This is a genomic window from Massilia sp. UMI-21 (assembly GCA_015277795.1).
Taxonomy (GTDB): Bacteria; Pseudomonadota; Gammaproteobacteria; order Burkholderiales; family Burkholderiaceae_D; genus Telluria.
Genome location: CP063848.1, coordinates 1877908 through 1903429, shown reverse-complemented (window position 1 = coordinate 1903429; position 25522 = coordinate 1877908). Strand labels below are relative to the sequence as shown.

Annotated in this window: 17 protein-coding genes; 4 read left to right on the top strand and 13 right to left on the bottom strand. The window is 67.0% G+C overall.

What is annotated here, in order from left to right:
* Positions 1-17: 17 nt before the first annotated feature.
* The 8 genes from IM543_08460 to IM543_08425 all read right to left on the bottom strand — a co-directional run bounded on the left by IM543_08460 (position 18) and on the right by IM543_08425 (position 12524).
* Complete coding sequence (locus tag IM543_08460; protein QOY95849.1) at positions 18-2660, bottom strand: EAL domain-containing protein; 2643 nt, start codon at positions 2658-2660, stop codon at positions 18-20.
* 139 nt (positions 2661-2799) lie between these two features.
* Positions 2800-4002, bottom strand: a complete 1203-nt coding sequence (prpF, locus tag IM543_08455) for a 2-methylaconitate cis-trans isomerase PrpF (GenBank protein ID QOY95848.1) — start codon at positions 4000-4002, stop codon at positions 2800-2802.
* A gap of 123 nt (positions 4003-4125) precedes the next feature.
* Complete coding sequence (acnD, locus tag IM543_08450) at positions 4126-6732, bottom strand: Fe/S-dependent 2-methylisocitrate dehydratase AcnD (protein QOY95847.1); 2607 nt, start codon at positions 6730-6732, stop codon at positions 4126-4128.
* Between the two features lie 159 nt (positions 6733-6891).
* Positions 6892-8052, bottom strand: coding sequence for a 2-methylcitrate synthase (gene prpC, locus IM543_08445; GenBank protein ID QOY95846.1), 1161 nt, complete (start codon positions 8050-8052; stop codon positions 6892-6894).
* A 19-nt stretch (positions 8053-8071) separates the two neighbouring features.
* A complete protein-coding gene (gene prpB, locus IM543_08440; GenBank protein QOY95845.1) occupies positions 8072-8962 on the bottom strand; it encodes a methylisocitrate lyase in 891 nt (296 codons plus the stop codon).
* Positions 8963-9164: 202 nt separating this feature from the next.
* Positions 9165-10376 carry an ISL3 family transposase gene (locus tag IM543_08435; GenBank protein QOY95844.1) on the bottom strand — a complete coding sequence of 404 codons (1212 nt, stop codon included), beginning with the start codon at positions 10374-10376 and terminating at the stop codon, positions 9165-9167.
* A gap of 163 nt (positions 10377-10539) precedes the next feature.
* Positions 10540-12201, bottom strand: a complete 1662-nt coding sequence (locus tag IM543_08430) for a cation acetate symporter (protein ID QOY95843.1) — start codon at positions 12199-12201, stop codon at positions 10540-10542.
* Positions 12198-12524, bottom strand: a complete 327-nt coding sequence (locus IM543_08425) for a DUF485 domain-containing protein (GenBank protein QOY95842.1) — start codon at positions 12522-12524, stop codon at positions 12198-12200. The genes IM543_08430 and IM543_08425 overlap by 4 nt, the downstream gene beginning before the upstream one ends.
* Before the next feature lie 170 nt (positions 12525-12694).
* On the opposite strand from IM543_08425, the gene prpR reads away from it, so the two are divergent.
* The 3 genes from prpR (at position 12695) to IM543_08410 (ending at position 17076) form a co-directional block, all read left to right on the top strand.
* Entirely contained in the window at positions 12695-14326 is a 1632-nt protein-coding gene (prpR, locus tag IM543_08420) for a propionate catabolism operon regulatory protein PrpR (GenBank protein QOY95841.1), read from the top strand.
* Between the two features lie 192 nt (positions 14327-14518).
* The gene (locus IM543_08415) at positions 14519-15907 is read left to right on the top strand and encodes a pyridoxal-phosphate dependent enzyme (protein ID QOY95840.1); all 1389 of its coding nucleotides are present in this window, start codon (positions 14519-14521) and stop codon (positions 15905-15907) included.
* A complete protein-coding gene (locus IM543_08410) occupies positions 15904-17076 on the top strand; it encodes a PLP-dependent transferase (protein ID QOY95839.1) in 1173 nt (390 codons plus the stop codon). Before IM543_08415 ends, IM543_08410 begins: the two co-directional genes overlap by 4 nt.
* Before the next feature lie 44 nt (positions 17077-17120).
* On the opposite strand, the gene IM543_08405 is transcribed toward IM543_08410, so the two are convergent.
* Positions 17121-18428 (bottom strand): glycoside hydrolase family 1 protein, encoded by a 1308-nt coding sequence (locus IM543_08405; GenBank protein QOY95838.1) that lies wholly within the window; start codon positions 18426-18428, stop codon positions 17121-17123.
* Positions 18429-18618: 190 nt separating this feature from the next.
* Here IM543_08405 and IM543_08400 point away from each other — a divergent pair, with 190 nt between their 5' ends.
* Positions 18619-19032 (top strand): FKBP-type peptidyl-prolyl cis-trans isomerase, encoded by a 414-nt coding sequence (locus tag IM543_08400; GenBank protein ID QOY96584.1) that lies wholly within the window; start codon positions 18619-18621, stop codon positions 19030-19032.
* Positions 19033-19068: 36 nt separating this feature from the next.
* On the opposite strand, the gene IM543_08395 is transcribed toward IM543_08400, so the two are convergent.
* The 4 genes from IM543_08395 to IM543_08380 all read right to left on the bottom strand — a co-directional run bounded on the left by IM543_08395 (position 19069) and on the right by IM543_08380 (position 25513).
* A complete protein-coding gene (locus IM543_08395) occupies positions 19069-19602 on the bottom strand; it encodes a nuclear transport factor 2 family protein (GenBank protein ID QOY95837.1) in 534 nt (177 codons plus the stop codon).
* A 125-nt stretch (positions 19603-19727) separates the two neighbouring features.
* Entirely contained in the window at positions 19728-20363 is a 636-nt protein-coding gene (locus IM543_08390) for an SAM-dependent methyltransferase (protein QOY95836.1), read from the bottom strand.
* A gap of 87 nt (positions 20364-20450) precedes the next feature.
* Positions 20451-22031, bottom strand: a complete 1581-nt coding sequence (locus IM543_08385) for a HAMP domain-containing protein (protein QOY95835.1) — start codon at positions 22029-22031, stop codon at positions 20451-20453.
* 95 nt (positions 22032-22126) lie between these two features.
* Positions 22127-25513 carry a PD40 domain-containing protein gene (locus tag IM543_08380; protein QOY95834.1) on the bottom strand — a complete coding sequence of 1129 codons (3387 nt, stop codon included), beginning with the start codon at positions 25511-25513 and terminating at the stop codon, positions 22127-22129.
* Positions 25514-25522: the final 9 nt, after the last annotated feature.

Below are 25522 nucleotides of genomic sequence, written 5' to 3'. Positions count from 1 at the left end.
GCCGACCGGCGGGCCGCCTAGCCGTCGATCATCGCGAGCACGGAGCCGACCAGCAGCCGCGCCGCGTCCGACGCCGGCAGAGGCCGCGCGAACAGGTAGCCCTGGGCGAACTGGCAGCCGTAAGCGCCCAGCAGCGCGTACTGCCCTTCGGTCTCCACGCCTTCGGCCACCACCGACAGCCCCAGGCTGTTCGCCAGCGCCATCACGGCCGCCACGATCGCGCGGTCTTCCGCGCTGGCCTCGAGTTCGCGCACGAAGGCGCGGTCGATCTTGATCTTGTGTACCGGGAAGCGCTTCAGGTAAGCCAGGCTCGAATAGCCGGTGCCGAAATCGTCGATCGACAGGCGCATGCCCATGTCGTTGATCTGGCGCAGGATTTCCAGGGTCTGGCCGCCGTGCTGCATCAGCGCGGTCTCGGTCAGTTCGAATTCCACCAGCGCGGGGTCGATGCCGGTCTCGCCGACGATGCGGCGCATCGAGCTTACCAGGCCGTCGTGCATGAACTGGCGCGCCGACAGGTTGATCGCAAGCGGCACGGCAAGCAAGCCCTGGCGCTGCCAGGCCATGCTCTGCTCGCAGGCGCTGCGGATCACCCATTCGCCCACCGCCACGATCATCCCGTTCTCTTCCAGGATCGGGATGAACTCGTCGGGCCCGACCAGCACCCGGTCGCCGCCGACGCTGCGGCGCCAGCGCAGCAGCACCTCGAGCGCGTGCAGGCGGCGCGTGGCGGTGTCGATGATGGGCTGGTAGTGCAGTTCGAATTCCCCGCGCGGCAAGGCGCCGCGCAACTGCGACTCGAGTTCGAAGCGCCGCGCCGCCGCCTGGTTCATGCGCTGGTCGAAGAACTGGTAGTTGTTGCGCCCGGCCGCCTTGGCATGGTACATGGCGGCATCGGCCTGGCGCATCAGGGTGTCGACGTCCTTGCCGTCGTCCGGACACAGGCAGATGCCGATCGAAGGCGTGATGTGCAGGCTGTGCCCTTCGAACGGAAACGGCGTGGCCAGCGCGTCGATGATCTTGTCGGCGACCTGCGCGCATTCGGGCGCGCCGCCGATATCCGGCAGCAGCACCACGAATTCGTCGCCGCCCAGGCGCGCCACGGTGTCGCTGTCGCGCACCGCCGCGCACAGGCGCCGCGCGACCTCGCGCAGCAGGTGGTCGCCGGTGGCATGGCCGAGCGAGTCGTTGATGGTCTTGAAACGGTCGAGGTCGAGGAACATCACGGCCAGCTTGCGGCCGCTCCGGCCGGCCGCACGCAGGGCGCAGTCGAGCCGGTCCGACAGCAGTGCGCGGTTCGGCAGCCCGGTCAGGCTGTCGTGGTAGGCCATGTGGTGCACGCGCGCCTCGGCCTGGCGGCGCTCGACGATCTCTTCCTGCAGCAGGCGGTTGGCGCCGGCCAGTTCGGCGGTGCGCTCGGCCACGCGGATCTCGAGTTCGTCGCGTGCGCGCCGGATCGCGTCGGCGGCCTCGCGCTGCGCGGTGACGTCGTCCAGCAGCCAGACGCTGCGTCCGCCCTGCGCGGCCTGGTCGAACAGGCGCCCCGACAGGCGCGCCCAGAACAGCGTGCCGTCGCGCCGCGCGAGCCGGTATTCGGCCGTATGCACTTGCCCGGCTTCGAAGCTGCGCGCGGTGTCCTGGCGCGCCGTGCGCCAGGCCGCTTCGTCGGGATACAGGGCGCGCACCGGCGTGCCGTCCATGCCGCCGGCAGGGCTGCCGAACAGCTCTTCCATCTTGGTGTTGCAGTGCAGGGTAAGGCCTCCCTCGACCACGGCGATGCCGAGCACCGCGTTGTCGAGGATGGCGCGGTTCTCCATCAGGGCGTTGCGCAACTGGACTTCATCGAGACGCTCGCGGGTGCGGTCCTCGAACATCCAGATCGCCCCCAGCTCCGGGTCCTCCGGGTTGAACAGGTAGCCGTTGAGCTGGCCCCAGATGCGCGAGCCGTCCTTGCGCACCAGTTCGGTCTCGGCGCGGTAGGGAACGCCACGGGCCAGCTGCGGGTAGGCCATCGCGCCGAAATCGTGGAAGGCCTGGTCGTCCGGGTAGACGATGCGGGTCGAGCGCCCCAGGGCTTCGCCGTCGCGGTAGCCGAACATCGCGCCAAAGGCCGGGTTGTAGCGCTGGATGATGCGCTTGCGCGTGTACATGATGCCGATCGTGGCGTTGGTCATGATCGCCTGCACCTCGAACAGCGTCTGGCGCACCTCGGTCACATCCTCGACGATCCAGATGGTGCCCGCTTCGCGCGCGCTCGGGTCGACCGCCCGGCCGCGCAGGCGCGCCCAGATGATCGAACCGTCGCGGCGCCGGAACGGATACTCGCCCTTCTCGAACAGGCCGCCGGCAGCCAGGACCGGATAGGCTTCCGTCGTCAGCGCCTGGTAGTCCTCCGGCGAACCGAACACCTGCGTGGGATGCAGGCTGCTCAGTTCGGCATAGGAATAGTCGAGCAGCTCGCAGATGCGCGGATTGCAGGACTTGAACTGGCCCGGCAGCGTGAACACGATGCCGACCGGCGCATTTTCCAGGATAGCGCGCTGCTCGCGCAAGGCGATGCGCAGCATCTCGTGTTCGAGATCGCCCTCATCGCCCGTCGGAGGGAAGTCCGCGGGGGCCATGACGGCTGCGAGGGGAAACTCGGCGGAGTGTCGGTCCATGGTGGCTCTTGATTGTCTCTTGGCTAACTTGCCATTTAGCAATCATAAACCACAAACCAACGATGCTCCAAAACCAACAAGCATGAAAAATGGGCCGTGTTGTTGCGGCCCATCAAATGCGTGAATTACCGGCACTTCCTTAGAAACAATCGCCCGGCACCCGCACCCAGCCTTCCATCAGGACGCGGGCGCTGCGGCTCATGATCGCCTTGGCCACGCTCCACTCGCCGTTCGCGTACACCGCTTCGGCGCCGACCCGAAGGGTGCCGGACGGATGGCCGAAGCGCACCGCGCTGCGATCGCCGCCGCCGGCCGCGAGGTTGACCAGGGTGCCGGGAATGGCGGCGGCGGTGCCGATCGCCACCGCGGCGGTGCCCATCATCGCGTGGTGCAGCTTGCCCATCGACATCGCGCGCACCAGCAGGTCGATCTCGGCCGCCCCCACCTGCTTGCCGCTCGAGGCGAGGTAGTTGGCCGGCCTGGCGACGAAGGCGACCTTCGGCGTGTGCTGGCGCTTGGCGGCCTCCTCGATGCTGGAGATCAGCCCCATGCGCAGGGCGCCGTGGGCGCGGATGGTCTCGAACAGGGCCAGCGCGCGCGGATCGCCGTTGATGGCGTCCTGCAGTTCGGTGCCGTCGTAGCCGATCGCCTCCGCGTTCACGAAGATGGTCGGGATGCCGGCGTTGATCATGGTGGCCTTCAGCACCCCGACACCGGGGACCTCGAGTTCGTCCACCAGGTTCCCGGTCGGGAACATCGCACTTGGCGCACCCGCGCCGGCGCCCTCTTCCTCGGCCGCCGGGTCGAGGAATTCGAGCTGTACCTCGGCCGCCGGGAAGGTCACGCCATCGAGTTCGAAGTCGCCGGTTTCCTGCACCGCGCCCTGGCTCACCGGGACGTGGGCGACGATGGTCTTGCCGATATTGGCCTGCCAGATGCGCACCGTGGCCATGCCGTCTTGCGGCACGCGCTCGGGGTCGACCAGGCCGCTGGCGATGGCAAAGGAACCCACCGCCGAGGACAGGTTGCCGCAGTTGCCGCTCCAGTCCACGAAGGGCTTGTCGATCGAGACCTGGCCGAACAGGTAGTCGACGTCGTGCTCCGCACGCGTGCTGCGGGCCACGATCACGGCCTTGCTGGTGCTCGAGCTGGCGCCGCCCATGCCGTCGATCTGCTTGCCGTAGGGGTCGGGGCTGCCGATCACGCGCAGCAGCAACGCATCGCGCGCAGGGCCGGGCACGCGCGCGGCTTCCGGGAGGTCTTGCAGGCGGAAGAAGACGCCTTTACTGGTGCCGCCACGCATGTAGGTGGCGGGGATCTTGATTTGGGGAGTATGTGCCATAGTTTTTCCGTTCTTGTAGGGTGGGCGGCTTTGCCGCCCACGCGTTCAAGCGGTCTGAGAACAGCCGCGCCACAATTCGACCGTGATTTGAACGCGTGGGCGGGAGACCCGCCCACCCTACGGTTATGCAGCTGCTTTTGGCGCCGACGACTCGAGGAAATCCTGCGCGAAGCGCTGCAGCACGCCGCCCGCCTCGTAGATCGCGACTTCCTCGGCGGTGTCGAGGCGGCAGGTCACCGGGACCTCCACGCGCTCGCCGTTCCTGCGGTGGATGACCAGCACCAGCTCGGCGCGCGGGGTGCGCGCACCCAGCACGTCGTAGGTCTCGGTGCCGTCGAGCTCCAGGGTCAGGCGGTTGACGCCCGGCTTGAACTCGAGCGGCAGCACGCCCATGCCGACCAGGTTGGTACGGTGGATGCGTTCGAAGCCTTCGGCCACGATCGCTTCCACGCCCGCCAGGCGCACGCCCTTGGCCGCCCAGTCGCGCGACGAGCCCTGGCCGTAGTCGGCGCCGGCGACCACGATCAGCGGCTGCTTGCGCTGCATGTAGGTCTCGATGGCTTCCCACATGCGCGTCACCTGCCCCTCCGGCTCGATGCGCGCCAGGGAACCGGCTTTCACGGCGCCGGCCTGGTCGCGCACCATCTCGTTCTTGAGGGTCGGGTTGGCGAAGGTGGCGCGCTGCGCGGTCAGGTGGTCGCCGCGGTGGGTCGCGTAGGAGTTGAAGTCTTCTTCCGGCAGACCCATCCTGGCCAGGTACTCGCCGGCCGCCGAATCGGGCATGATCGCGTTCGACGGCGACAGGTGGTCGGTGGTGATGTTGTCGCCCAGGATCGCCAGCGGACGCATGCCGGCCAAGGTGCGTTCGCCCGCGAGCGCGCCTTCCCAGTACGGCGGACGGCGGATGTAGGTGCTCTGCGCACGCCAGTCGTACAGCGGGCTGACCTGCTCGCCATCGTCCACGACACGCGCGAACATCGGCGTGTAGACCTTGCGGAACTGCTCCGGCTTGACGCTGTTTTCCACCACGGCGTCGATTTCCTCGTCCGAGGGCCACAGGTCCGCCAGGCGGATCTCTTTACCGGCGCTGTCCACGCCCAGCACGTCCTTCTCGATATCGAAGCGGATGGTGCCGGCGATCGCGTAGGCCACCACCAGCGGCGGCGAGGCCAGGAAGGCCTGGCTTGCATACGGGTGGATGCGGCCGTCGAAATTGCGGTTGCCCGACAGGACCGCGGTCGCATACAGCTCGCGCTCGATGATCTCCTGCTGGATGCTTGGCTCGAGCGCGCCGCTCATGCCGTTGCAGGTGGTGCAGGCGAAGGCCACCACGCCGAAGCCCAGCTTTTCCAGCTCCGGCATCAGGCCGGCTTCTTCCAGGTACAGGGCCACCGCCTTGGAGCCCGGCGCCAGCGAGCTCTTGACCCAGGGCTTGCGCAGGAGGCCGGCGCGGTTGGCGTTGCGGGCGATCAGGCCGGCCGCGATCATGTTGCGCGGGTTGTTGGTGTTGGTGCAGCTGGTGATCGCCGCGATGATCACGGCGCCGTCCGGCATGCGGCCTGTTTCATTCTCGACCACGCCCGAGATGCCGCGCTGGGCCAGCTCCGAGGTCGGCACCCGCTTGTGCGGGTTGGACGGGCCGGCGATGTTGCGCACCACGCTCGACAGGTCAAACGACAGCACGCGCTCGTACTGGGCCGTCTTGAGGCTGTCGGCCCACAGGCCGGCCTGCTTGGCATAGGTCTCGACCAGCTGCACGGTCTCTTCCTCGCGGCCGGTCAGGCGCAGGTACTTGATGGTCTGCTCGTCGATGTAGAACATCGCGGCGGTGGCGCCGAATTCCGGGGCCATGTTGGAGATGGTGGCGCGGTCGCCCAGGGTCAGGCTGGATGCGCCCTCGCCATGGAACTCGAGGTAGGTGGAGACGACCTTCGAGGCGCGCAGGAACTCGGTCAGCGCCAGCACGATGTCGGTGGCGGTGATGCCGGGCTGCGGCTTGCCGGTGAGTTCGACGCCGACGATGTCGGGCAGGCGCATGTACGAGGCGCGGCCCAGCATCACGCTTTCGGCTTCCAGGCCGCCCACGCCGATCGCGATCACGCCGAGGGCGTCGACCATCGGGGTGTGCGAGTCGGTGCCGACCAGGGTGTCGGGATAGGCCACGCCCTTCTCTTGCTGAATCACCGGCGACATGCGTTCCAGGTTGATCTGGTGCAGGATACCGTTCCCCGGCGGGATCACGTCGACGTTCTGGAAGGCCTTCTTGGTCCACTCGATGAAGTGGAAGCGGTCTTCGTTGCGGCGGTCTTCGATGGCGCGGTTCTTGGCGAAGGCGTCCGGGTCGAAGCCGCCGCACTCGACGGCCAGCGAGTGGTCAACGACCAGCTGGGTCGGGACCACCGGATTGACCAGGGCCGGGTCGCCGCCTTGCAGCGCGATGGCGTCGCGCAGGCCGGCCAGGTCGACCAGCGCGGTCTGGCCCAGGATGTCGTGGCAGACCACGCGCGCCGGAAACCACGGGAAGTCGAGTTCGCGCTTGCGTTCGATGATCTGCTTGAGTGCGTCCTCCATGCTGGCCGGGTCGCAGCGGCGCACCAGGTTCTCGGCCAGCACGCGCGAGGTGTAGGGCAAGCTGTCGTAGGCGCCGGGCTGGATGGCGTCGACCGCGGCGCGCGTGTCGAAGTAGTCCAGGCTGGTGCCAGGGAGGGGTTTGCGGTGGTTGGTGTTCATGGTTCGGGATTCTCCGAGTTGACCTTAGAACCGTCATTCCCGCGAAGGCGGGAATCCAATTTCAGCTGCGGACCATTCACACAAACTTGGATCCCCGCCTGCGCGGGGTTGACGGTCTTGAGGGTGCGGGGCGACGGACGCGCCGCGCTGATTCGTCGATTAGTTGCGATTGGCGATCGGCACGAACTGCAGGTCTTCCGGACCCACGTAGTTCGCGCTCGGGCGGATGATCTTGTTGTCGATGCGCTGCTCGATGATGTGCGCGGCCCAGCCGGAGGTGCGCGAAATGACGAACAGCGGCGTGAACATGGCGGTCGGCACGCCCATCATGTGGTACGAGACGGCCGAGAACCAGTCCAGGTTCGGGAACATCTTCTTGACTTCCCACATCACCGATTCCAGGCGCTCGGCGATGTCGAACATCTTCATCGAGCCGGCTTCTTGCGACAGGGTGCGCGCCACTTCCTTGATCACCACGTTGCGCGGGTCGCTGATGGTGTACACCGGGTGGCCGAAGCCGATCACGACTTCCTTGTTCGCCACGCGGTTGCGGATGTCGGCCTCGGCCTCGTCGGCGTTCTCGTAGCGCTTCTGGATGTCGAGGGCCACTTCGTTGGCGCCGCCGTGCTTCGGGCCGCGCAGCGCGCCGATCGCGCCGGTGATGGCCGAGTGGATGTCGGAACCGGTGCCGGCGATCACGCGCGAGGTGAAGGTCGAGGCGTTGAACTCGTGCTCGGCGTACAGGATCAGCGAGGTGTGCATCGCGCGCACCCAGGAGTCGCGTGGCTTTTCGCCGTGCAGCAGGTGCAGGAAGTGGCCGCCGATCGAGTCGTCGTCGGTTTCGACCTCGATGCGCTTGCCCGAATGGCTGAAGTGGTACCAGTACAGCAGCATCGAGCCGAACGAGGCCATCAGGCGGTCGGCGATGTCGCGCGCGCCCGGCACGTTGTGGTCGTCCTTCTCCGGCAGCGTGCAGCCCAGCACCGACACGCCGGTACGCATCACGTCCATCGGATGGGCGCTGGCCGGCAGCGCTTCCAGCGCGCTTTTCACCGCCTGCGGCAGGCCGCGCAGCATTTTCAGCTTGGCCTTGTAGCCCTTCAGTTCGGCCACGGTGGGCAGCTTGCCGTGCACCAGCAGGTAGGCGATCTCTTCGAACTCGCAGGACGTGGCGACGTCCAGGATGTCGTAACCGCGGTAGTGCAAATCGTTGCCCGACTTGCCGACCGAGCACAGTGCGGTATTGCCGGCGGCAACGCCGGACAGGGCCACCGACTTCTTCGGCTTGAACGTTGGGGTCTCGTTGTTCTGGGTGCTCATGCGTGGATCTCCTGACTCTTTACTTGGTTTTCTTTTGGGCGAACAGTGCGTCCAGCTTCTGTTCGTAGCTGTGGTAGTCGATGCGGTCATACAGTTCGGCGCGGGTCTGCATCGTGTCCAGCACGTTCTTCTGGGTGCCGTCGCGGCGGATCGCGTTGTAGACGTTCTCGGCCGCCTTGTTCATGGCGCGGAAGGCCGACAGCGGATACAGGGCGATGGCGACCTTGGCACTGCGCAGTTCGTCCAGGGTGAACAGCGGGGTCGAACCGAACTCGGTGATGTTGGCCAGCACCGGCACCTTGACGGCATCGGCGAACTGCTTGTACATCTCGAGGCTGGTCATCGCTTCCGGGAAGATCATGTCGGCGCCGGCTTCCACGCATGCAACCGCGCGCTCGATGGCGGCGTCCAGGCCCTCCACGGCCAGCGCGTCGGTGCGCGCCATGATCACGAAATCCTCGTCGGCGCGGGCGTCGGCGGCTGCCTTGACGCGGTCGACCATCTCGTCCTTGCTCACGATTTCCTTGCCCGGACGGTGGCCGCAACGCTTGGCGCCGACCTGGTCTTCGATGTGGCAGGCGGCGGCGCCGGCCTTTTCAAGGGAGCGGACGGTGCGCGCGACATTGAAGGCGGACGAGCCGAAGCCGGTATCGATATCGACCAGCAGCGGCAGGTCGCAGACGTCGGTGATGCGGCGCACGTCGACCAGCACGTCTTCCAGGCCGGAGATGCCCAGATCGGGCAGGCCCAGCGAACCGGCGGCGACGCCGCCGCCGGACAGGTAGATGGCGCGGTAGCCAGCGCGCTTGGCCAGCAGCGCATGGTTGGCGTTGATCGCGCCGATGACCTGCAGCGGGGATTCTTCCTGGACGGCCTGGCGGAACGCGGCGCCGGCGGAGTGATGGCTCATGCTTTAGCTCTCGAATGATGGGTTGATCGAATACGGACTTGATATGCAAACAGCGTGCCAGTCTTTTCGCCGATGCGCTTTCGCTGTAAATTCAAGGACTTGCCGCCCCCCCCCTGCGCAGCATACCCGCATCTGCCATCTCATGTGTTTCAGATGGATGAAACATGAAATGCAAATGAAACATGATACCAATAAAAAAGGTTCATCGCGCTTTGCCGGGGAACGCATCCTTGATTTTCAGGAAGAAATAAGATGCATCCCGAAATCCGTAGGCCATGCGCTTGATGACCTTGATGCGGTTGTTGACGCCTTCCAGGATCGATGAGCTCATCGGATAGATGGCCGAAGCCAGGATGCCGCGCCGGTATTTGGCCAAACGTTTGGCGAATTGGATTACCGGAGCGATTTGGCTTTGAAGGGCGAGTTTGAGCCAGGTTTTCCATCGACGAGCACCTTCCCGGACCGATGGGGCATACCAGATTTCCTTCAACTCGGTCTTGAGCAGGTAGACCGTCGCCAAAGGCTGGTTGGCAGCCAGCAGCTCCTCCAGTTTGACGGCCTGTTCGGCTTTCAGGTTGTCGCGGTTGCGCAGTAACAGCCAGCGGCTACGCTTGATGACCTTGCGGGCCTTTGATTCGGCACGCAAGGCATTGGCTTGGTCGACGCGAACCCGGTCTACCACTTCGCGGCCGAAGCGGGCCACCACGTGAAACAGGTCGTAGACGACTTCCGCGTTCGGGCATTGCTGGCGAACTTCGAGGTCCATCGCCGTGTTCATGTCCATGGCTACGGCTTCGATTCGCTGACAGCCTTGCTCTCCCAGCAGCTCGAAGAATGGTCGGATCGCTTCCCGGCTATTACCCTCTCCAACCCACAGCACCCGCATTCGCTCGGCATCCAAGGCCACAGTGGCATAGCGGTGGCCTTTGTGCAGCGCGAATTCGTCCATGACCAAGCGCTGAACGCCTTCTGCCGAGAAGTCACCATGCAGGTGTTTCAGCCGCCGATGATCGATGTCCTTGATGGTGTGCCAGTGCAGGCCGGTCAGTCGGGCCACATGGGCTATCGGGAGCAGCTGCGCCAACGCCTCGACCCAAAGGCGCACGCGGTGCGTAATGCGAGCTCCCCGGTCAAGCCAAACAATGTGCTCGGCCACCCGTGCATTGCAGTGATGACAGTCCAGCCGCCGAACCGGCACATCGAGCCAGACGCGCTTGTCCAGAACGTCACGATCGCGCACCTTACGCCTTCGGCGTTCATGCACCAGGGCACAAGGCTGGAGGCACGCTCCGCACACGGCATCACTTGCCGGGCAGGTGTCGAGAACGATTAACAGCGACCCGTCTTCTTGTTCCTGGACGGTGTCGACAATATGGCCTTCCCAAAATGAGACAGACGACATAGCATTGAGCATGGCGGTGGTTTGACAGACTGATTTGTTTGGCGACTATCAATCTACCAACATCAGACCTCCGCCACCACCTCCCGCTCAGCCAGTCAATACCGTCTTCCCCCATTTCCCGCGAAGAACCATAAAAAACCCCGCCGCAGCGGGGTGTCGGATGAGGCATTGACGCTCAGTGTGCGCTTGCCGTCGACGCACCGATGCCGGTTTCCGAACGCACTTCCTGCGCCTCGAAACCGGCCCGGTCGATCGCGGCGCGCGGGCTCTTGTCGGTCACCGAGAACAGCCAGATGCCGAAGAAGCCCACCGCCATCGAGAACAGCGCCGGCGAGGTGTAGGGGAAGATCGGTGCGGCATTGCCGAACACGTCGACCCACACCGATTTCGACACCACGGTCAGCACGACCGCGGTGGCCAGGCCCAGGAAGCCGCCGACGGTGGCGCCGCGGGTGGTGCAGTCCTTCCAGAGCACCGACATGAACAGCACCGGGAAGTTGGCCGATGCGGCGATTGCGAAGGCCAGCGACACCATGAAGGCGACGTTCTGCTTTTCAAACGCGATGCCGAGGATCACGGCCACGATGCCCAGCACGATGGTGGTGATCTTCGAGACCTTCAGTTCGTCGGCGCTGTTGGCCTTGCCCTTCTTGAACACGGTGGCGTACAGGTCGTGCGACACCGCCGAGGCGCCCGACAGGGTCAGGCCGGCCACCACCGCCAGGATGGTCGCGAAGGCCACCGCCGAGATGAAGCCCAGGAAGATGTCGCCGCCCACGGCATTGGCCAGGTGCACCGCCGCCATGTTGTTACCGCCCAGCAGCTTGCCGGCCGCATCCTTGAAGGTCGGGTTGGTGCCCACCAGCACGATCGCGCCGAAGCCGATGATGAAGGTGAGGATGTAGAAGTAGCCGATCCAGGTGGTGGCCCACAGCACCGACTTGCGCGCCTCTTTCGCACTCGGGACGGTGAAGAAGCGCATCAGGATGTGCGGCAGGCCGGCGGTGCCGAACATCAGCGCCATGCCGAAGGAAATCGCCGAGATCGGGTCGGTCAGGAAGGTGCCCGGGCCCATGATCGACTCGCCCTTGTCGTGCACTTCGGTGGCGGCCGCGAACAGTTGCTCCGGGCTGAAATTGTATTGCGCCAGCACCGAGAAGGCCATGAAGGACGCACCCGACAGCAGCAGCACGGCCTTGATGATCTGCACCCAGGTGGTGGCGGTCATGCCGCCGAACAGCACGTAGACCATCATCAGGCCGCCGACGATCACCACCGCGATCCAGTATTCCAGGCCGAACAGCAGCTTGATCAGCTGGCCGGCGCCGACCATTTGCGCGATCAGGTAGAAGGCCACCACGACCAGGGTGCCGGAAGCGGCGAACACGCGGATGGGTTTCTGGTGGAAGCGGTAGGCGGCGACGTCGGCGAAGGTGAAGCGCCCCAGGTTGCGCAGGCGCTCGGCCATCAGGAAGGTGATCACCGGCCAGCCGACCAGGAAGCCGATCGCGTAGATCAGGCCGTCGAAACCGTTCGCGAAGACGGCCGCGGAAATGCCCAGGAAGGACGCGGCCGACATGAAGTCGCCGGCGATCGCCAGGCCGTTCTGGAAGCCGGAAATGCCGCCGCCGGCGGTGTAGAAGTCGGAGGCCGAGCGGGTCTTGGCGGCCGCCCACTTGGTGATGAACAGGGTCAGCACGACGAAGATCGCGAACATGCTGATCGCGGTCCAGTTGGTGGGCTGCCGGGTGGCCTGGCCGAGGTCGGGCGCGGCCAGGGCGAGGCCGCTGGCGGCCAGCAGGGCCAGCGCGATGGCGCTACGGGTCAGGGCCTTCATGCTGCCGCCTTCTTGCCTGCGGCCACGCGGGCCTTGATGGCATCGGTCAGCTGGTCGTACTCGCTGTTGGCGCGGCGCACGTAGATGGCGGTGATGGCCACCGTGAACAGGATGACGAACAGACCCAGCGGAATGCCCCAGGTCATGACGCCGTCGCCGATACGGCTGCCCATGAACTCCTTGTCGAAGGCGCAGAGCAGGGTGAAGCCGTAGTAGACGATCATCATGCTCCAGGTAAGGGTCCAGCCGAACTTCGAACGGCGTGCGACGAGCTTGCGGTAATCGGGGTCGCTCTTGACCCGCTGTACAACGTCTTGTTCCACTTTTGTCTCCTGATAATTATCGTGATGCCCTGTGGCGCTGATATGGGTGGATCGTGGGTACATACCTGCCAGGCTGACTTCATCCTACGACTCTGCCCTTACCAGATGCTTACGCCGGCGCCGGTATTTCAGCCTGAAACATTGCACAGGGAATCGGCTACACTTGAAACATGAGCTATGCCGTACGCAACCCCGCCCGCCATTCCCCCCCCGAGGACAGCAAGGACAAGCCTGTCATCTGGACCGTGTCGGTGTCGCGCCTGTCCGACCTGTTCCGCGACATCACCCTCGAGTACGACCACCTGGCCTCGATCGAACCGCTGCACCTGGGCTTCGACGAGGCCGCGCGCACCCTGCGCGAGCGCCTGGCGACCGAGCACTGCGATGTGGTGATCGCGGCCGGCTCGAACGCGGCCTACCTGAAGGGCCGGATCTCGGTGCCGGTGGTGGTGGCCAAGGCCAGCGGCTTCGACGTGATGCAGGCGCTGGCGCGCGCGCGCCGCGTGTCGAAGCGCATCGGCGTGATCAGCCACCAGGCGCCGCTGCGCGAACTGGCCGAGTTCGCGGACACCTTCGGCATCGCCATCGCGCAGCGCACCTACGTCACCGAGGAAGACGCGCGCGCCGGCATCAACGAGCTCAAGGCGGCCGGGGTCGAGGTGATCGTCGGCGCCGGCCTGATCACCGACCTGGCCGAGGAAGCGGGCCTGACCGGCGTGTTCCTGTACTCGGCCGCATCGATCCGCCAGGCCTTCGACGACGCGCTCGAGACGGCGCGCCTGACCCGGCTGGAAGACGGCCGCGGCCGCGGCCGCCGCAGCGGCAGCCGCGCGGACGCCGACACCCTGCGCGCCCGGCGCGGCCTGCACGACCTGCGCGGCGAGTCGAGCGCCATGGAGCGGCTGCGCCAGGGCGTGGTGCTGTACGCGCGCTCGCCGGCCACGGTGCTGATCCAGGGCGAGACCGGCAGCGGCAAGGAACTGGTGGCCCAGGCCATCCATCGCGAAGGCCCGGGGCGCACCGCCAACCGCCCGTTCGTGGCGGTGAACTGCGGCGCGATCGCCGAATCGCTGCTGGAATCCGAACTGTTCGGCCACGAGGAAGGCGCGTTCACGGGCGCGCGCCGCGGCGGCCATGCCGGCCTGTTCGAGGCGGCCGACGGCGGCACCCTGTTCCTCGACGAAATCGGCGAGATGCCCCTGGCCCTGCAGACCCGCCTGCTGCGCGTGCTGGAAGAGCGCGAAGTGATGCGCGTGGGCGGCACGCGGCCGGTGCCGATCGCGGTGCGCGTGATCAGCGCCACCCACTGCGACCTGGAGTCGCGCGTGCGCGAGGGGCGCTTCCGCGCCGACCTGTTCTACCGGCTGGCCGTGCTGCGCCTGGGCCTGCCGCCGCTGCGCGAGCGGACGGTCGACATCCTGCCCCTGGCCGAATGGTCGCTCAAGAACGCCCTGGCGGCGCTGGGCGCCGCGCCGCATCCGAACCTGCACGCCGACATGGCGGCCTGCAGCGCGCTGCTGGAAGCGTATGGCTGGCCCGGCAACGTGCGCGAACTGCGCAACCTGATGGAGCGGCTGGCGCTGTTCCTGGCGGCCGAGCCGCTGCAGGCGCTGACGCCGAGTTTCTTGCTGTCGATTGCACCTGAGCTAGGCAAGACGGTCACCCTGGCGACGGCCAAGCCAGGGCCGGAAAGCGTCGCCGCGGTGCTGGCGCGCTTCGGCGGGCAGCGCGACGCGGCCGCCCGGCACCTGGGCATCAGCCGCACGACCCTGTGGCGGCGCTTGCGCAGTGAAGCGTCGTAGGGTGGTCCATCCTGCGGGAACACCACCCTGTTGCATCAACACGCCATCCGATTATCGCCGTATCATGTTTTTTTTACATGGACTGGCGCCCATTTATACCAGCAAGCGCCAGCTCTTCGACTAGCGTCCGCTCCGGTCCCTTACCCTGTCGCGGCGCACCGTCCGGGCCCCGCCCGGCCTTTCGGAGGCACTATGCAACATGCGTCGCAAGCTGCACTGTTTTCCCTGATCGGTGACACTCCGCTGATCGAAGTTACCCGGATCGACACCGGTCCCTGCCAGCTGTTCCTGAAACTCGAATCCCAGAATCCCGGCGGCTCCATCAAGGACCGGATCGGCCGCGCCATGATCGAGCAGGCCGAGCACGACGGCTTGCTGGCGCCCGGCGGCACCGTGGTCGAGGCCACCGCCGGCAACACCGGCCTGGGACTGGCCCTGGTGGCCCGCATCAAGGGCTACCGCGTGGTGCTGGTGGTGCCCGACAAGATGGCGGCCGAGAAGATCCTGCACCTGAAGGCGCTCGGCGCCGAGATCCACCTGACGCGCTCCGACGTCGGCAAGGGCCATCCCGAGTACTACCAGGACTACGCGGCGCGCCTGGCAAGGGAGATTCCCGGCGCCTGGTTCGCCGACCAGTTCAACAACCCGGCCAACCCGCGTGCCCACGAAACCACCACCGGCCCGGAAATCTGGGACCAGGTCAACCACAGGCTCGATGCGATCATGGTCGGCGTCGGCTCCTCCGGCACCCTCACCGGCCTGTCGCGCTACTTCCGCAAGACCCAGCCGAATCTCGAATTCATCCTGGCCGACCCCAAGGGCTCGATCCTGGCCGACTACGTCAACACGGGCGTGCTGCGCCTGGACGCCGGCTCGTGGGCGGTGGAAGGCATCGGCGAGGATTTCATCCCCGGCATCGCCGACCTGTCGCGCGTGAAGCAGGCCTATACCATTCCCGACGAGGAAAGCTTCAACACCGCGCGCCTGCTGCTGCAGCAGGAAGGCATCCTGGGCGGCTCCTCCACCGGCACCCTGCTGGCCGCCGCCCTGCGCTACTGCCGCGAGCAGACCCGCCCCAAGCGCGTGGTCAGCTTCGTGTGCGACACCGGCACCCGCTACCTGAGCAAGGTGTACAGCGACGGCTGGATGGTCGACCAGGGCCTGATCACGCGCCCTAGAACGGGCGACCTGCGCGACCTGATCGGCCGCCGCTACGACCAGGGCGAAGTGGTCACCGTGGCCCCCACCGACACCCTGCTGACCGCCTTCAACCGCATGCGCAACGCCGACCTGCAGCAGCTGCCGGTGATCGATGGCGAGCGCGCTGGCGGCCGGCTGGTCGGGCTGATCGACGAATCCGACCTGCTGCTGCACGTGAGCGGCAAGGGGGGCGACTTCAGCGCCCCGGTATCGAGCACCATGAGCGCGACGCTGCAGACCCTGGCCCCGGGCGCCAGCATGGGGCACCTGCGCGAGATCCTCGACCATGGACTCACCGCCGTGATCCTTGATGAGGACCATTTCTACGGCCTGATCACCCGCTACGACCTGCTCAACCATCTGCGAAGGACCCTGTCATGACCGAGACCAGGAAACACCTCGCCACCCGCGTGATCCACGGCGGCCAGGCGCCCGAGCCGGGCACCGGCGCCGTGATGCCGCCGATCTTCGCCACCTCGACCTTCCGCCAGGACAGCCCCGGGGTGCACAAGGGCCTGGACTACGGGCGCTCGCACAATCCGACGCGCTGGGCGCTGGAGCGCTGCGTGGCCGACATCGAAAGCGGCGGCGCCGCCTTCGCCTTCGCCTCGGGCCTGGCCGCGATCGCGGCGGTGTTGGAACTGCTGCCGGCAAACTCGCACATCGTGGCGGGCGACGACATGTACGGCGGCAGCTTCCGCCTGTTCGAGCGGGTGCGCCGCAACAGCGCCGGCCACCGCTTCAGCTATGCCGACCTGACCGACCCCGACGCCCTGGCCAGGGCGCTCACGCCGGAGACCAGGCTGGTGTGGGTGGAGACGCCGACCAACCCGATGCTCAAGCTGGCCGACCTGGCCGCCATCGCCGGTCTGTGCCGGGCGCGCGGCATCATCAGCGCGTGCGACAACACCTTCGCCAGCCCGATCGTCCAGCGCCCGCTGGAGCTGGGCTTCGACATCGTGGTGCACTCGACCACCAAGTACATGAACGGCCATTCCGACGTGATCGGCGGGGTGGCGGTGCTTGGGCGGGAAGAACGCCATGCGGCGCTGGCCGAACAGCTGGGCTTCATCCAGAACGCGGTGGGCGCGATCCAGGGCCCCTTCGACAGCTTCCTGGTGCTGCGCGGAATCAAGACCCTGGCCCTGCGCGTGGAGCGCAGCAGCGCCAACGCGCTCGCGCTGGCGCAATGGCTCGAGCGCGAGCCGAAGGTACGCAAGGTGTTCTATCCGGGCCTGGAGTCGCACCCGCAGCACGCGCTGGCGCGGCGCCAGATGAACGGCTTCGGGGGCATCGTCTCGATCGACCTGGACACCGACCTGGCGGGTGCGCGGCGCTTCCTGGAAAGCTGCGAGCTGTTCACGCTGGCCGAAAGCCTGGGCGGCGTGGAAAGCCTGATCGAGCACCCTGCCCTGATGACCCATGCCAGCATCCCGCCCGAGCAGCGCGCCCGGCTTGGCATCGGCGACGGCCTGATCCGCCTGTCGGTGGGCATCGAGCACCTGGAGGACCAGCGCGAGGACCTGCGCCGGGCGCTGGCGGCGATCTGAAGCCTGAGCGGGAGCCCTGCCTGCCAGTCACCTGCGGCCGCTCCCTACTCCGTATTTCCGGGCGCGGCGGTTTCCGTCGCGTCGGGCGGGTCCGGCGGCTCGCAAGCGCAGAACAGCTCCGGATAATCCTGGTCGAGCGAGAGCGGCACCTGCAGGCACACGCTTTGGGTCGGCAGCACCTCGGTCCAGTCCCGGATCAGGTCGCGGTAGGCCAGTCCGACCGGGCGCAGCTTGCGATCGAGGTCGGCCAGGCCGAGGGCATTGACGTGGCCATTGTTTTCGCGCAGGCCGCTGTCCCAATCGACCTGGTCGGTGAGCGAGTACCAGGTGAAGCCGACCAGGGGCACGCCGTTGTTGCGGACCCGGAGCACGTTGGCCCACTCCTTGCGCAGCCACTTGACGGCCTCGTCGCCGCAGGGGCCCTGGCAGCAATTGGTCTCGGTGTGCATCACGGGCAGCCGGTAGCGGTTGTAGTACTGGTGCGTGATCACCGCGTAGCCGAAGATTTCGCCGGCAGACGTGCTCAAGCCGTTCGCCGCCACCAAGTGCTCGTTGGTCTGGTAGTAGTCGTTGCCCATGATGCAGTGATGCTTCAGGTTGTTGTTCAGGAAGAAGTGGTACTCCTCGCGCGTCATCCCGTTGTCGAGCAGGTACTCGTACATGGTGGAGTCGACACGGCGGCCATAGTTCAGGTCCAGCGACAGGAAGCGGCGGGCGTTCATGGTCTGCACCAGTTCGATCGCCGCCGGCGATGTGGCGTGGAAATACTCGCTGGATTCGCTCTGGACGAACAAGGCGTCCGGGCGCACCTCGAGGATGGCGCGCATGGCCAGCAGGTTCGCCTTCACGATGTGCTTGAGGGCGGTCACGTAGGCCCGGTCGCTGCGCATCTGCTCGTTCCACCAGCCGTACAGGGCGGAGAACAAGGCGCTGACCGACATCTCGTTCACCGGCGTGTACAGCTGGACCCAGGGGAAACGCTGGGCGAACGCGCGCGCGTAGTTGCCGAACAGGTCGGGAAAATCCGGGTTCTGGAAGTCGCCGAGAAAATCGGGCAGGCCGAAGTGGCACAGGTCGACGATCGGGACCAGGCCGCGGCGGCGCAGGTCGGGGAACACCTCGTCGGCAAACGACCAGTCGTAGCACCCCGCGCCGACCAGCGTGGTGTGCAGCGGCGGGCCATAGCGCAGGAAACGGATGCCGATATCCTGCACCAGGTCGAAGTCGCGCCGCCAGTGGCGGTAGTGGCCGCATTTTTCCATCTCGTCCATGCGCACCCTGCCGCCGTCGATGGTCGGGATGCTGCTCTCGATGCCGGTGGCAAAGAGAAATCCGGGCTGGTTCGCTACCATGGGCTGTCGTGCCTGGCTTGCCTGCAGCCGTGGCGATGGGCGGGCTGCACGAGGTCTCTTCATACTGTAGACCATGGGAGCGACAATTCCCAGCCCTGCGCGCACTGCAATGTATACTGTGGCAAGCCCGAATTTCAACCCATTACGAAAGACGACCTTGAAACAGCTGATCTCCACCTGCATCCTCGGCATGACCCTGGCACTGGCCGCTACCGGCTGCAAACGCACCGAAGCACCGCAAGCGGCCGCAAGCTCGACCGACACGATCAAGATGCAGACGATCGACACCGTCGCCGGCACCGGCAAGGAAGCTACCAATGGCGCCACCGTCGTCGTCCACTACACCGGATGGCTGTATGCGCCCGATACCGAATCGAAGCGCGGCGCCCAGTTCGACTCCTCCAGCGGACGCGAGCCCTTCAGCTTCACGCTGGGCGGCGGCCAGGTCATTCCCGGCTGGGATGCGGGCGTCGCGGGCATGAAAGTGGGCGGCAAGCGCACCCTCATCATTCCGGCCAGCCTGGGCTACGGCAGCAGCGGCGCCGGCCCGATCCCGCCGAATGCCAACCTGATCTTCGACGTCGAGCTGCTGGACGTGCGCTGACCGAAGGGGCGCTCAGTGTCGGGCTCAGTGTCGGGCTCAGTGTCCGGCGCTGGCGGGCGGCGGCTCGGGGTTGAATTCCTGGGACCACACGACCGCCGCGATCTTCCAGCCGGACTCGGTGCGCACCATCTGCCAGCTTTCCTTGCCCCAGTTCGTCTTATGGCCGCCTTCCAGGAAGCTGTAGTCGAACCAGACCTGGGCCACGTCGCCGTCACTGTCGATGCGCACCTGCGAGATGGTTTCTTCGTTGCGCGCCTTGTCCCGGACGATCATGTCGATGAACGCACGCGGGTTGCTGCTGAATAGTTTGTCCGGGCGCCGCAAGGCCGGATCCGGCCGCGTCGCGTAGAGCCGTTCGATGCTGGCATCCTGGGTCACCCCGGCCCAGGTGATGTCGTCCTTCAGGAACAGCTTCAGGAAGCCTTCCCTGTCCTTGTTGATGATGGCGCTGCGAAAGCGCTCGATCACCTGTTCGATCTGCTGCTTGCCGTTGGCGTCCTGCGCGAATGCGCTGTGCGGTGCCAGCACGAACATGCCCAGCGCGCAGACTACGGCGAAAAATCGTTTCATTGCTTCCCTCGGTTCGGTGGAGCGTCAGGAGGATTCCTGGCGCCTGGCCGATAATGAGAGAATTTTTGCAGATTATCAATGCAATCCCGCATGATTATGCCGGGCGCATGCATCCGCCTTAGCCGTCAGCGCGGATAGATAAAGCCGGTACGGATATCCATCGGCGCCAGCCGCCCGCTTTCGCGCACCGTCAGGCGCTGGGGCGGTTCTTCCCCGGCCAGCACGCGCCGCGTCAGGGGCAGGCCTTCGGCCTTGCGCACCAGTTCGTCGGCGCGCTCGTACACATTCGGGCAGCCGGTCGCCTTGATCAGCGCCTGCACGACCGGCACCTTCCACAGGTCGACGCCGGCGGCGTTGAACTGGCAGACCAGGTAGCCGCCCGCACCGCCGTAGCTGTGCACCAGCAGGCCCGGCAAGCCGTCCCGCTCCCCATCGACCAGCTGGACCAGTGCTTGCGGATCGGCGTCCCGGAGCGCGGCGGCGCGCCCCTGCACGGCAGCCTGCACGCGCCGCTTGATCAGCGCATGGTCGACCGGCTCGTCCTCGCGCAGGGTCCAGACCCGCGCGGCGATCTGCGATTTGGCGTTGTAGGCGGCGCGCGCCAGGAAGCGGCGCGACGAGGACTGCACGATCGCGGTGGCGCCCTGCTTGTTGCGCTCGATGGGCTTGCCTTCGACCTTGTCGATGGCGGAGAGGTAGATCCAGGGGTCGCCGGCCAGCAGGCCGGCTTCCTTGCCCTGTTTGATGGTAATGGTGAGCATGTGCGGCTTTCGTTTTCAGGTGCGGGATGATACAGCAAGCCGCCCGCATCCAGTTTACCGCCTGCCGTTCGCCACCTGCCCGCCGGCTCAGGTGGCGGCCAGGGCGCGGCGCTGCTCGGGCGCCGCGCGCAGCTTGAAGGTGGCGACCAGTTCCGACAGCGCGGCCGCCTGCTGGCGCATCGATTGCGCCGCGCTTGCCGCCTGCTCGACCATCGCGGCGTTCTGCCGGGTGGACTCGTCCATCTCGGCGATCGCCTGGCTGACCTGGGCCACGCCGCCGGCCTGCTCGGCGCTGGCGCCGTCGATGGTGTCGAGCAGGTCGGCCACGTCGTGCACGTGTTCCAGCACCGCGCGCATGGTCTCGCCCGCGGCGCCGGCGATGTCGGTGCCGGCGGCGATTTCCTCGTGCGATGCGCCGATCAGCTTCTTGATTTCGCGCGCCGCCGTGGCCGAGTGCTGGGCCAGGCTGCGCACCTCGGCCGCCACCACCGCGAAGCCGCGCCCTTCGGTGCCGGCGCGCGCCGCTTCCACCGCCGCGTTCAGCGCCAGGATATTGGTCTGGAAGGCGATGCTGTCGATCATGCCGGTGATGTCGACCACCCGGTCGGCCGAGGCCTTGATGACCGCCATGCGCGCCACCAGCTGCTCGACCGCCTGTGCGCTGCGGGTGGCGACGTTGGACGCCGACCGGGCCTGGGCATGCGCGGCCCTGGCGCTGGCGTTGTTGCGGGCGATCGCCTCGCTGAGCTCCTCCATCGCGCCCACGGTCTGGCGCAGGCGCGCCGCCTGGCGCTCGGTGCGGTGCGACAGGTCGTGGTTGCCGTCGGCGATTTCCCCGGACACGGCATCGATCGCGCGGGCGCCGTCCAGCACCTGGGAGACGGTGGCGGACACGCCGCCGGTCATGCCGTTCAGGGCGTCGAACAGGCGGCCGATTTCGTCGCCGCGCCGGTGGCGGATCGTGGGGCGCAGGTCGCCCTTGGCCACCTGCTCGGCAAGCGCGACCGCCTGCTGCAAGGGGCCGACGATGTTGCGGGTCAGCACCCACGCCAGCAGCGCGCCGACCCCGAGTGCACCGAGACCGAGCGCCAGCACCAGCGCTTTTCCGAAACGCGATGCCGCGCCCGATTGCGCGGCCAGCCGATGCGCCTCGTCGGTCTCGTGGGCCAGCAGCGCCTCCAGCGCGCCGGTGTAGGCCTCGTGGCGACGCGCCCAGTCGCCGCCGACGAGCTGCTCGACCACCTGGGTCTGGCCGTACTCCTTGGCCTGGAACAGCGCATCCTGCACCTGCGCCAGCGCCGCCTTGTCCCGGCGCGCCTGTGCGATCAGGGCGGCTTCGCGGGGCGAGCGCGGCAGCTTGTCCAGCTTCGCTTCGAGTTGGCGCACGCTGTTCTCGCCGCTCGCCAGCTGGCCACCGAAGTAGTCGGCCAGTTCGAGGCTGTCGCTGCGCCCGATGGCCAGCGTGCGCGAGCCGTTCAGGCGTTCGAGGCCGAGCAGGTCCGAGGTGAGCTGCTGCTTGGCCAGCTTGTCGTCGACCAGGTCGGTCGTCAGGGCGTCGTTGGCCTGCATGCGCCACAGCGCCACGGCCGAGATGAGGATCAGCAGGAGGGAGACGATGCCGAAGGAAGCGAGAATCTTGGTGCCGGTCTGGGGCGAAGGGAGGCGCATTGCAGGTATCGGAGTGGATCGGATACTTGCAGTTTAGAAATTAAATATGACGGCGCGATGAATTTGCATGACATCGCGCCGCGCCAGGGTCAGGCTCAGGGCGCCGAACGCGCGAGCGCCGGGATCGCCGCCGGCTTCCAGGGCTTGACCGGCTGCTCCTTCATCTTCTTCTCGAGCAGTTCAATGGCCACTTCCAGCTGGCGGTCGCGGCCCTCGAAGGTCTCGTGCGGCAGGTTGTCGACCTCGACGTCCGGCGTCACGCCCACGCCTTCGATCAGCCAGTCGCCGTCCGCCGCGAACTGGCCGAATTCGGCGACGCGCGCCATGCCGTTGTCGAGCAGGCCGTTGCCGTCGCTGAGCCAGACCCCGGCGCCGGCGGTGCGCTTGCCGACCAGCGGGCCGAGCTTGAGGGCCTTGACGCCGGCGGCGAAGGTTTCGCCATCCGAATAGGTCAGCTCGTCCATCAGCACCACCAGGTGTCCGCGGAAGGTGTTCTGCATGTTCGACTGCGGCAGATTGCCGTTCGCGCTCCAGAAGGCCCACGAGCGGCGCAGCAGCTTCTCGATGATCCAGCTGTCGATATTGCCGCCGTTGTTGCGGCGCACGTCGATGATCAGGCCTTCCTTGTTGATGTTGGCGTAGAAGTCGCGCGCGAAGGCATTGATGTCGCGCGCCGTCATCGCGCGCAGGTGCAGGTAGCCGATCCTGCCCTGCGAGGCCTGGTCGGCCTGCTGCGCCCTGGTCTGCTCCCAGTCGGCGTAGCGCAGGCTGGCGTGGCGCGCCATCGATACCGGGGTGACGATCACCGGACGCGCCTTGCTGTCGGCCCTGGCGCCCGGGCTCTTCACGTGCAGCAGCACCTGCTTGTCGGCCTGGTCGAGCAGCAGGTCGGCGATGTCGCGCGCTTCCACGAGCGACTTGCCGTTGACGGCCGTGATGATGTCGCCCTCCCTGACGCCGACGTCCGGTGCCGCCAGCGGACCACGCTCCGACGGCAGCTCCGGCTCGCTGCGGTAGACCCGGTCGACGCGGAAGCCATCGCTCACCCGCGACAGCACCGCGCCCAGGCTCGAGGGCACGCCTTCGCCCTGGGCACGGCGCACGTCGCCCGGCCGGATCTGCGAGTGCAGCGCGCCCACTTCGCCCACCATCATGCCCAGCACGTCGTCCAGCTCGGCGCGGTCGGTCACGCGCTCGACCAGCGGCGCATAGCGCTTGCGCACGGCCACCCAGTCCACGCCGCGCATATTGGCGTCGTACAGGAAGTCGCGGTGCATGCGCCAGGCGTCGTTGAACATCTGGGTCCACTCCAGGCGCGGATTGGTGCTGATCGCCCAGTCGTCGATCTTGATGCGCGCCTTGCTCAGGTCGGCCGGGGCCTTGGCGCCGGCGGCGACGATCAGCATCTCGCCCGGGCCGCTGGCATGGAAAGTGCGATAGAAGACGTGCTTGCGGTCGGTGCTGAGGCCAAACTCGCGCACATTGTTCACGAACACTTCCGGCTGCGGGCTGCTGCGCGCGATCTCCAGGGTCTTGAGCACGCCGCTGCGGCCGTTGTCGGACTCGAGGATGTACAGGCGCTTGTCGTCGATCGCCAGCGCGCGGTAGTTGCCCGGCGCGACCGGCACTTCGTACAGGCGCTCACGCAGGCCGGCGTAGTCGATGGCGGGGGTCGGCGTCCTGGATTTCGGTTCCGCGGCCGTGACCGCGGCGGCCGCGGCCGCGGCCGCGGCCACTGCGGCGGTCTTGTCGGCTTCGTCCTTGCCCGGGGTCTGCACGGCGGTGCGCGCCGCGGCTTCCGGCGACTTTTCTTCGGGCTTGGTCAGCTCGTCCTCGGGCTTGAACGGGAAGCGCACGCCGGCCTGCAGCGCCAGCGCATAGATGCCGACCCGGCGGTCGAACACCGGGCCCATGTTGCGATCGCCCCATGGGCCGGCATTGCCGACGTTGAAATGACGCGACGACAGGAAGTACAGCCACTTCCCGTCCGGCGAGAATACCGGCGAGTCGGCCGTGTAGCGGTCGGTGGTGACAAAGGCCATGGTCTTGCCGGCCAGGTTGTACATGCCGATCTGGTTGCGCTGTTCGCTGCTGCCGACGCGGACAAAGGCCAGGTTGCGGCTGTCGGGCGACCACACCACCTGGTCCGGACGGTCGGCGCCGACCTGCTCCGCATCGTCGATGATGACATTGGTCCTGGCCTGCAGGTCGAGCAGCCAGGTGCGGCCCTTCTTGTCGGTGTGGGCCAGCCACCTGCCGTCCGGCGACGGGTACAGCCCGGAACGGTGGCTGGCGCCGTCGATGGTCAGGCGCTCGCCCTGGCCCGAGCCGTCCGCCGCGTAGCGCCAGATCTCGTTTTCGCCGCTGGTGTCGACGAAAGCATAAACCCACTTGTCGTCGTGGCTGAACACGGCGGACCGGGCGCGCGCGCCGTCCGGCACGGCGATCTCGACGCGCCGGTAGCTGCCGGTGCCGGCGATGGTGACCTTGCCGCGCGCGGTCAGCACGATGCGCTCGGCCTTGTTGGCCACCTCGATATTGGTCAGCGCGGCCAGCGGCGAGCGCACCCGGCGGGTACGCTGCTGGTCGAAGTCGGAGAGCAGGCTGGCCTTGACGGGCGTGTCGCTGCCGGCGGCGATGTCGAACACGCGCAGGTCGGCGCCCAGCTGGTAGGCGATGCGGCCGTCGCCGAGCGAGGCGGTGCGCACGTCCCATGCCTTGTGATGCGTGTGCTGCTTGCGGTCGCTGCCGTCCGGGCGCGCGGACCAGATGTTGTCGGCGCCTCCCAGGTCGCTGATGAAGTAGATGCGCCCCTGCCACCACATGGCGCGGCGGTGGTTGGCCCCGTCGTCCTGGAACAGGCGCACGGCTTCCCCCTTCGAGCCGAGCGCGTAGCGCCACAACTGGGCCTGGGCGCCGCCGCGGTAGGCCTTGACGTTATCGTTGGTCATCGACAGGCCCATGCGCGTGAAGACCACGCTGCGGCCGTCGTCGCTGAGCACGGCGTCGTTGGCGTCGGCCAGCGGCAGCACGCGGCGCACCATGCCGACCGGGTCGAGCGCGGCAACGATACGGTGTTTCGACGGCCCCACCGAATTTTCGGTACTGACCAGCACCTCGCCCTGCGCGGTCCAGCCCAGCACCGTCACGCCGCCGTTCTCGAAGGTGACGCGCTTGGGCAGGCCGCCCTCGATCGGCATCACATAGGCTTCCTGCGCGCCCTCGTAGGAGGCGGCGAAGGCGACGTACTTGCCGTCATGCGAGATCGCGGCCTGGGTCTCGCTGGCGGGATGGGTGGTCAGGCGGGTGGCCTTGCCGCCCGCGAGCGTGGTGCGCCACAGGTCGCCTTCGGCCGTGAACACGATGTTGTCGCCGCGGATGGCGGGGAAGCGGAAATATGGGTCGGCGGCGGCGGCCTGGCTGCCGATCAGCGCCAGCGAAGGCAGCAGCAGATGCGCGAGGATGGTGCGGGACACGGTCATGGTTGCGGT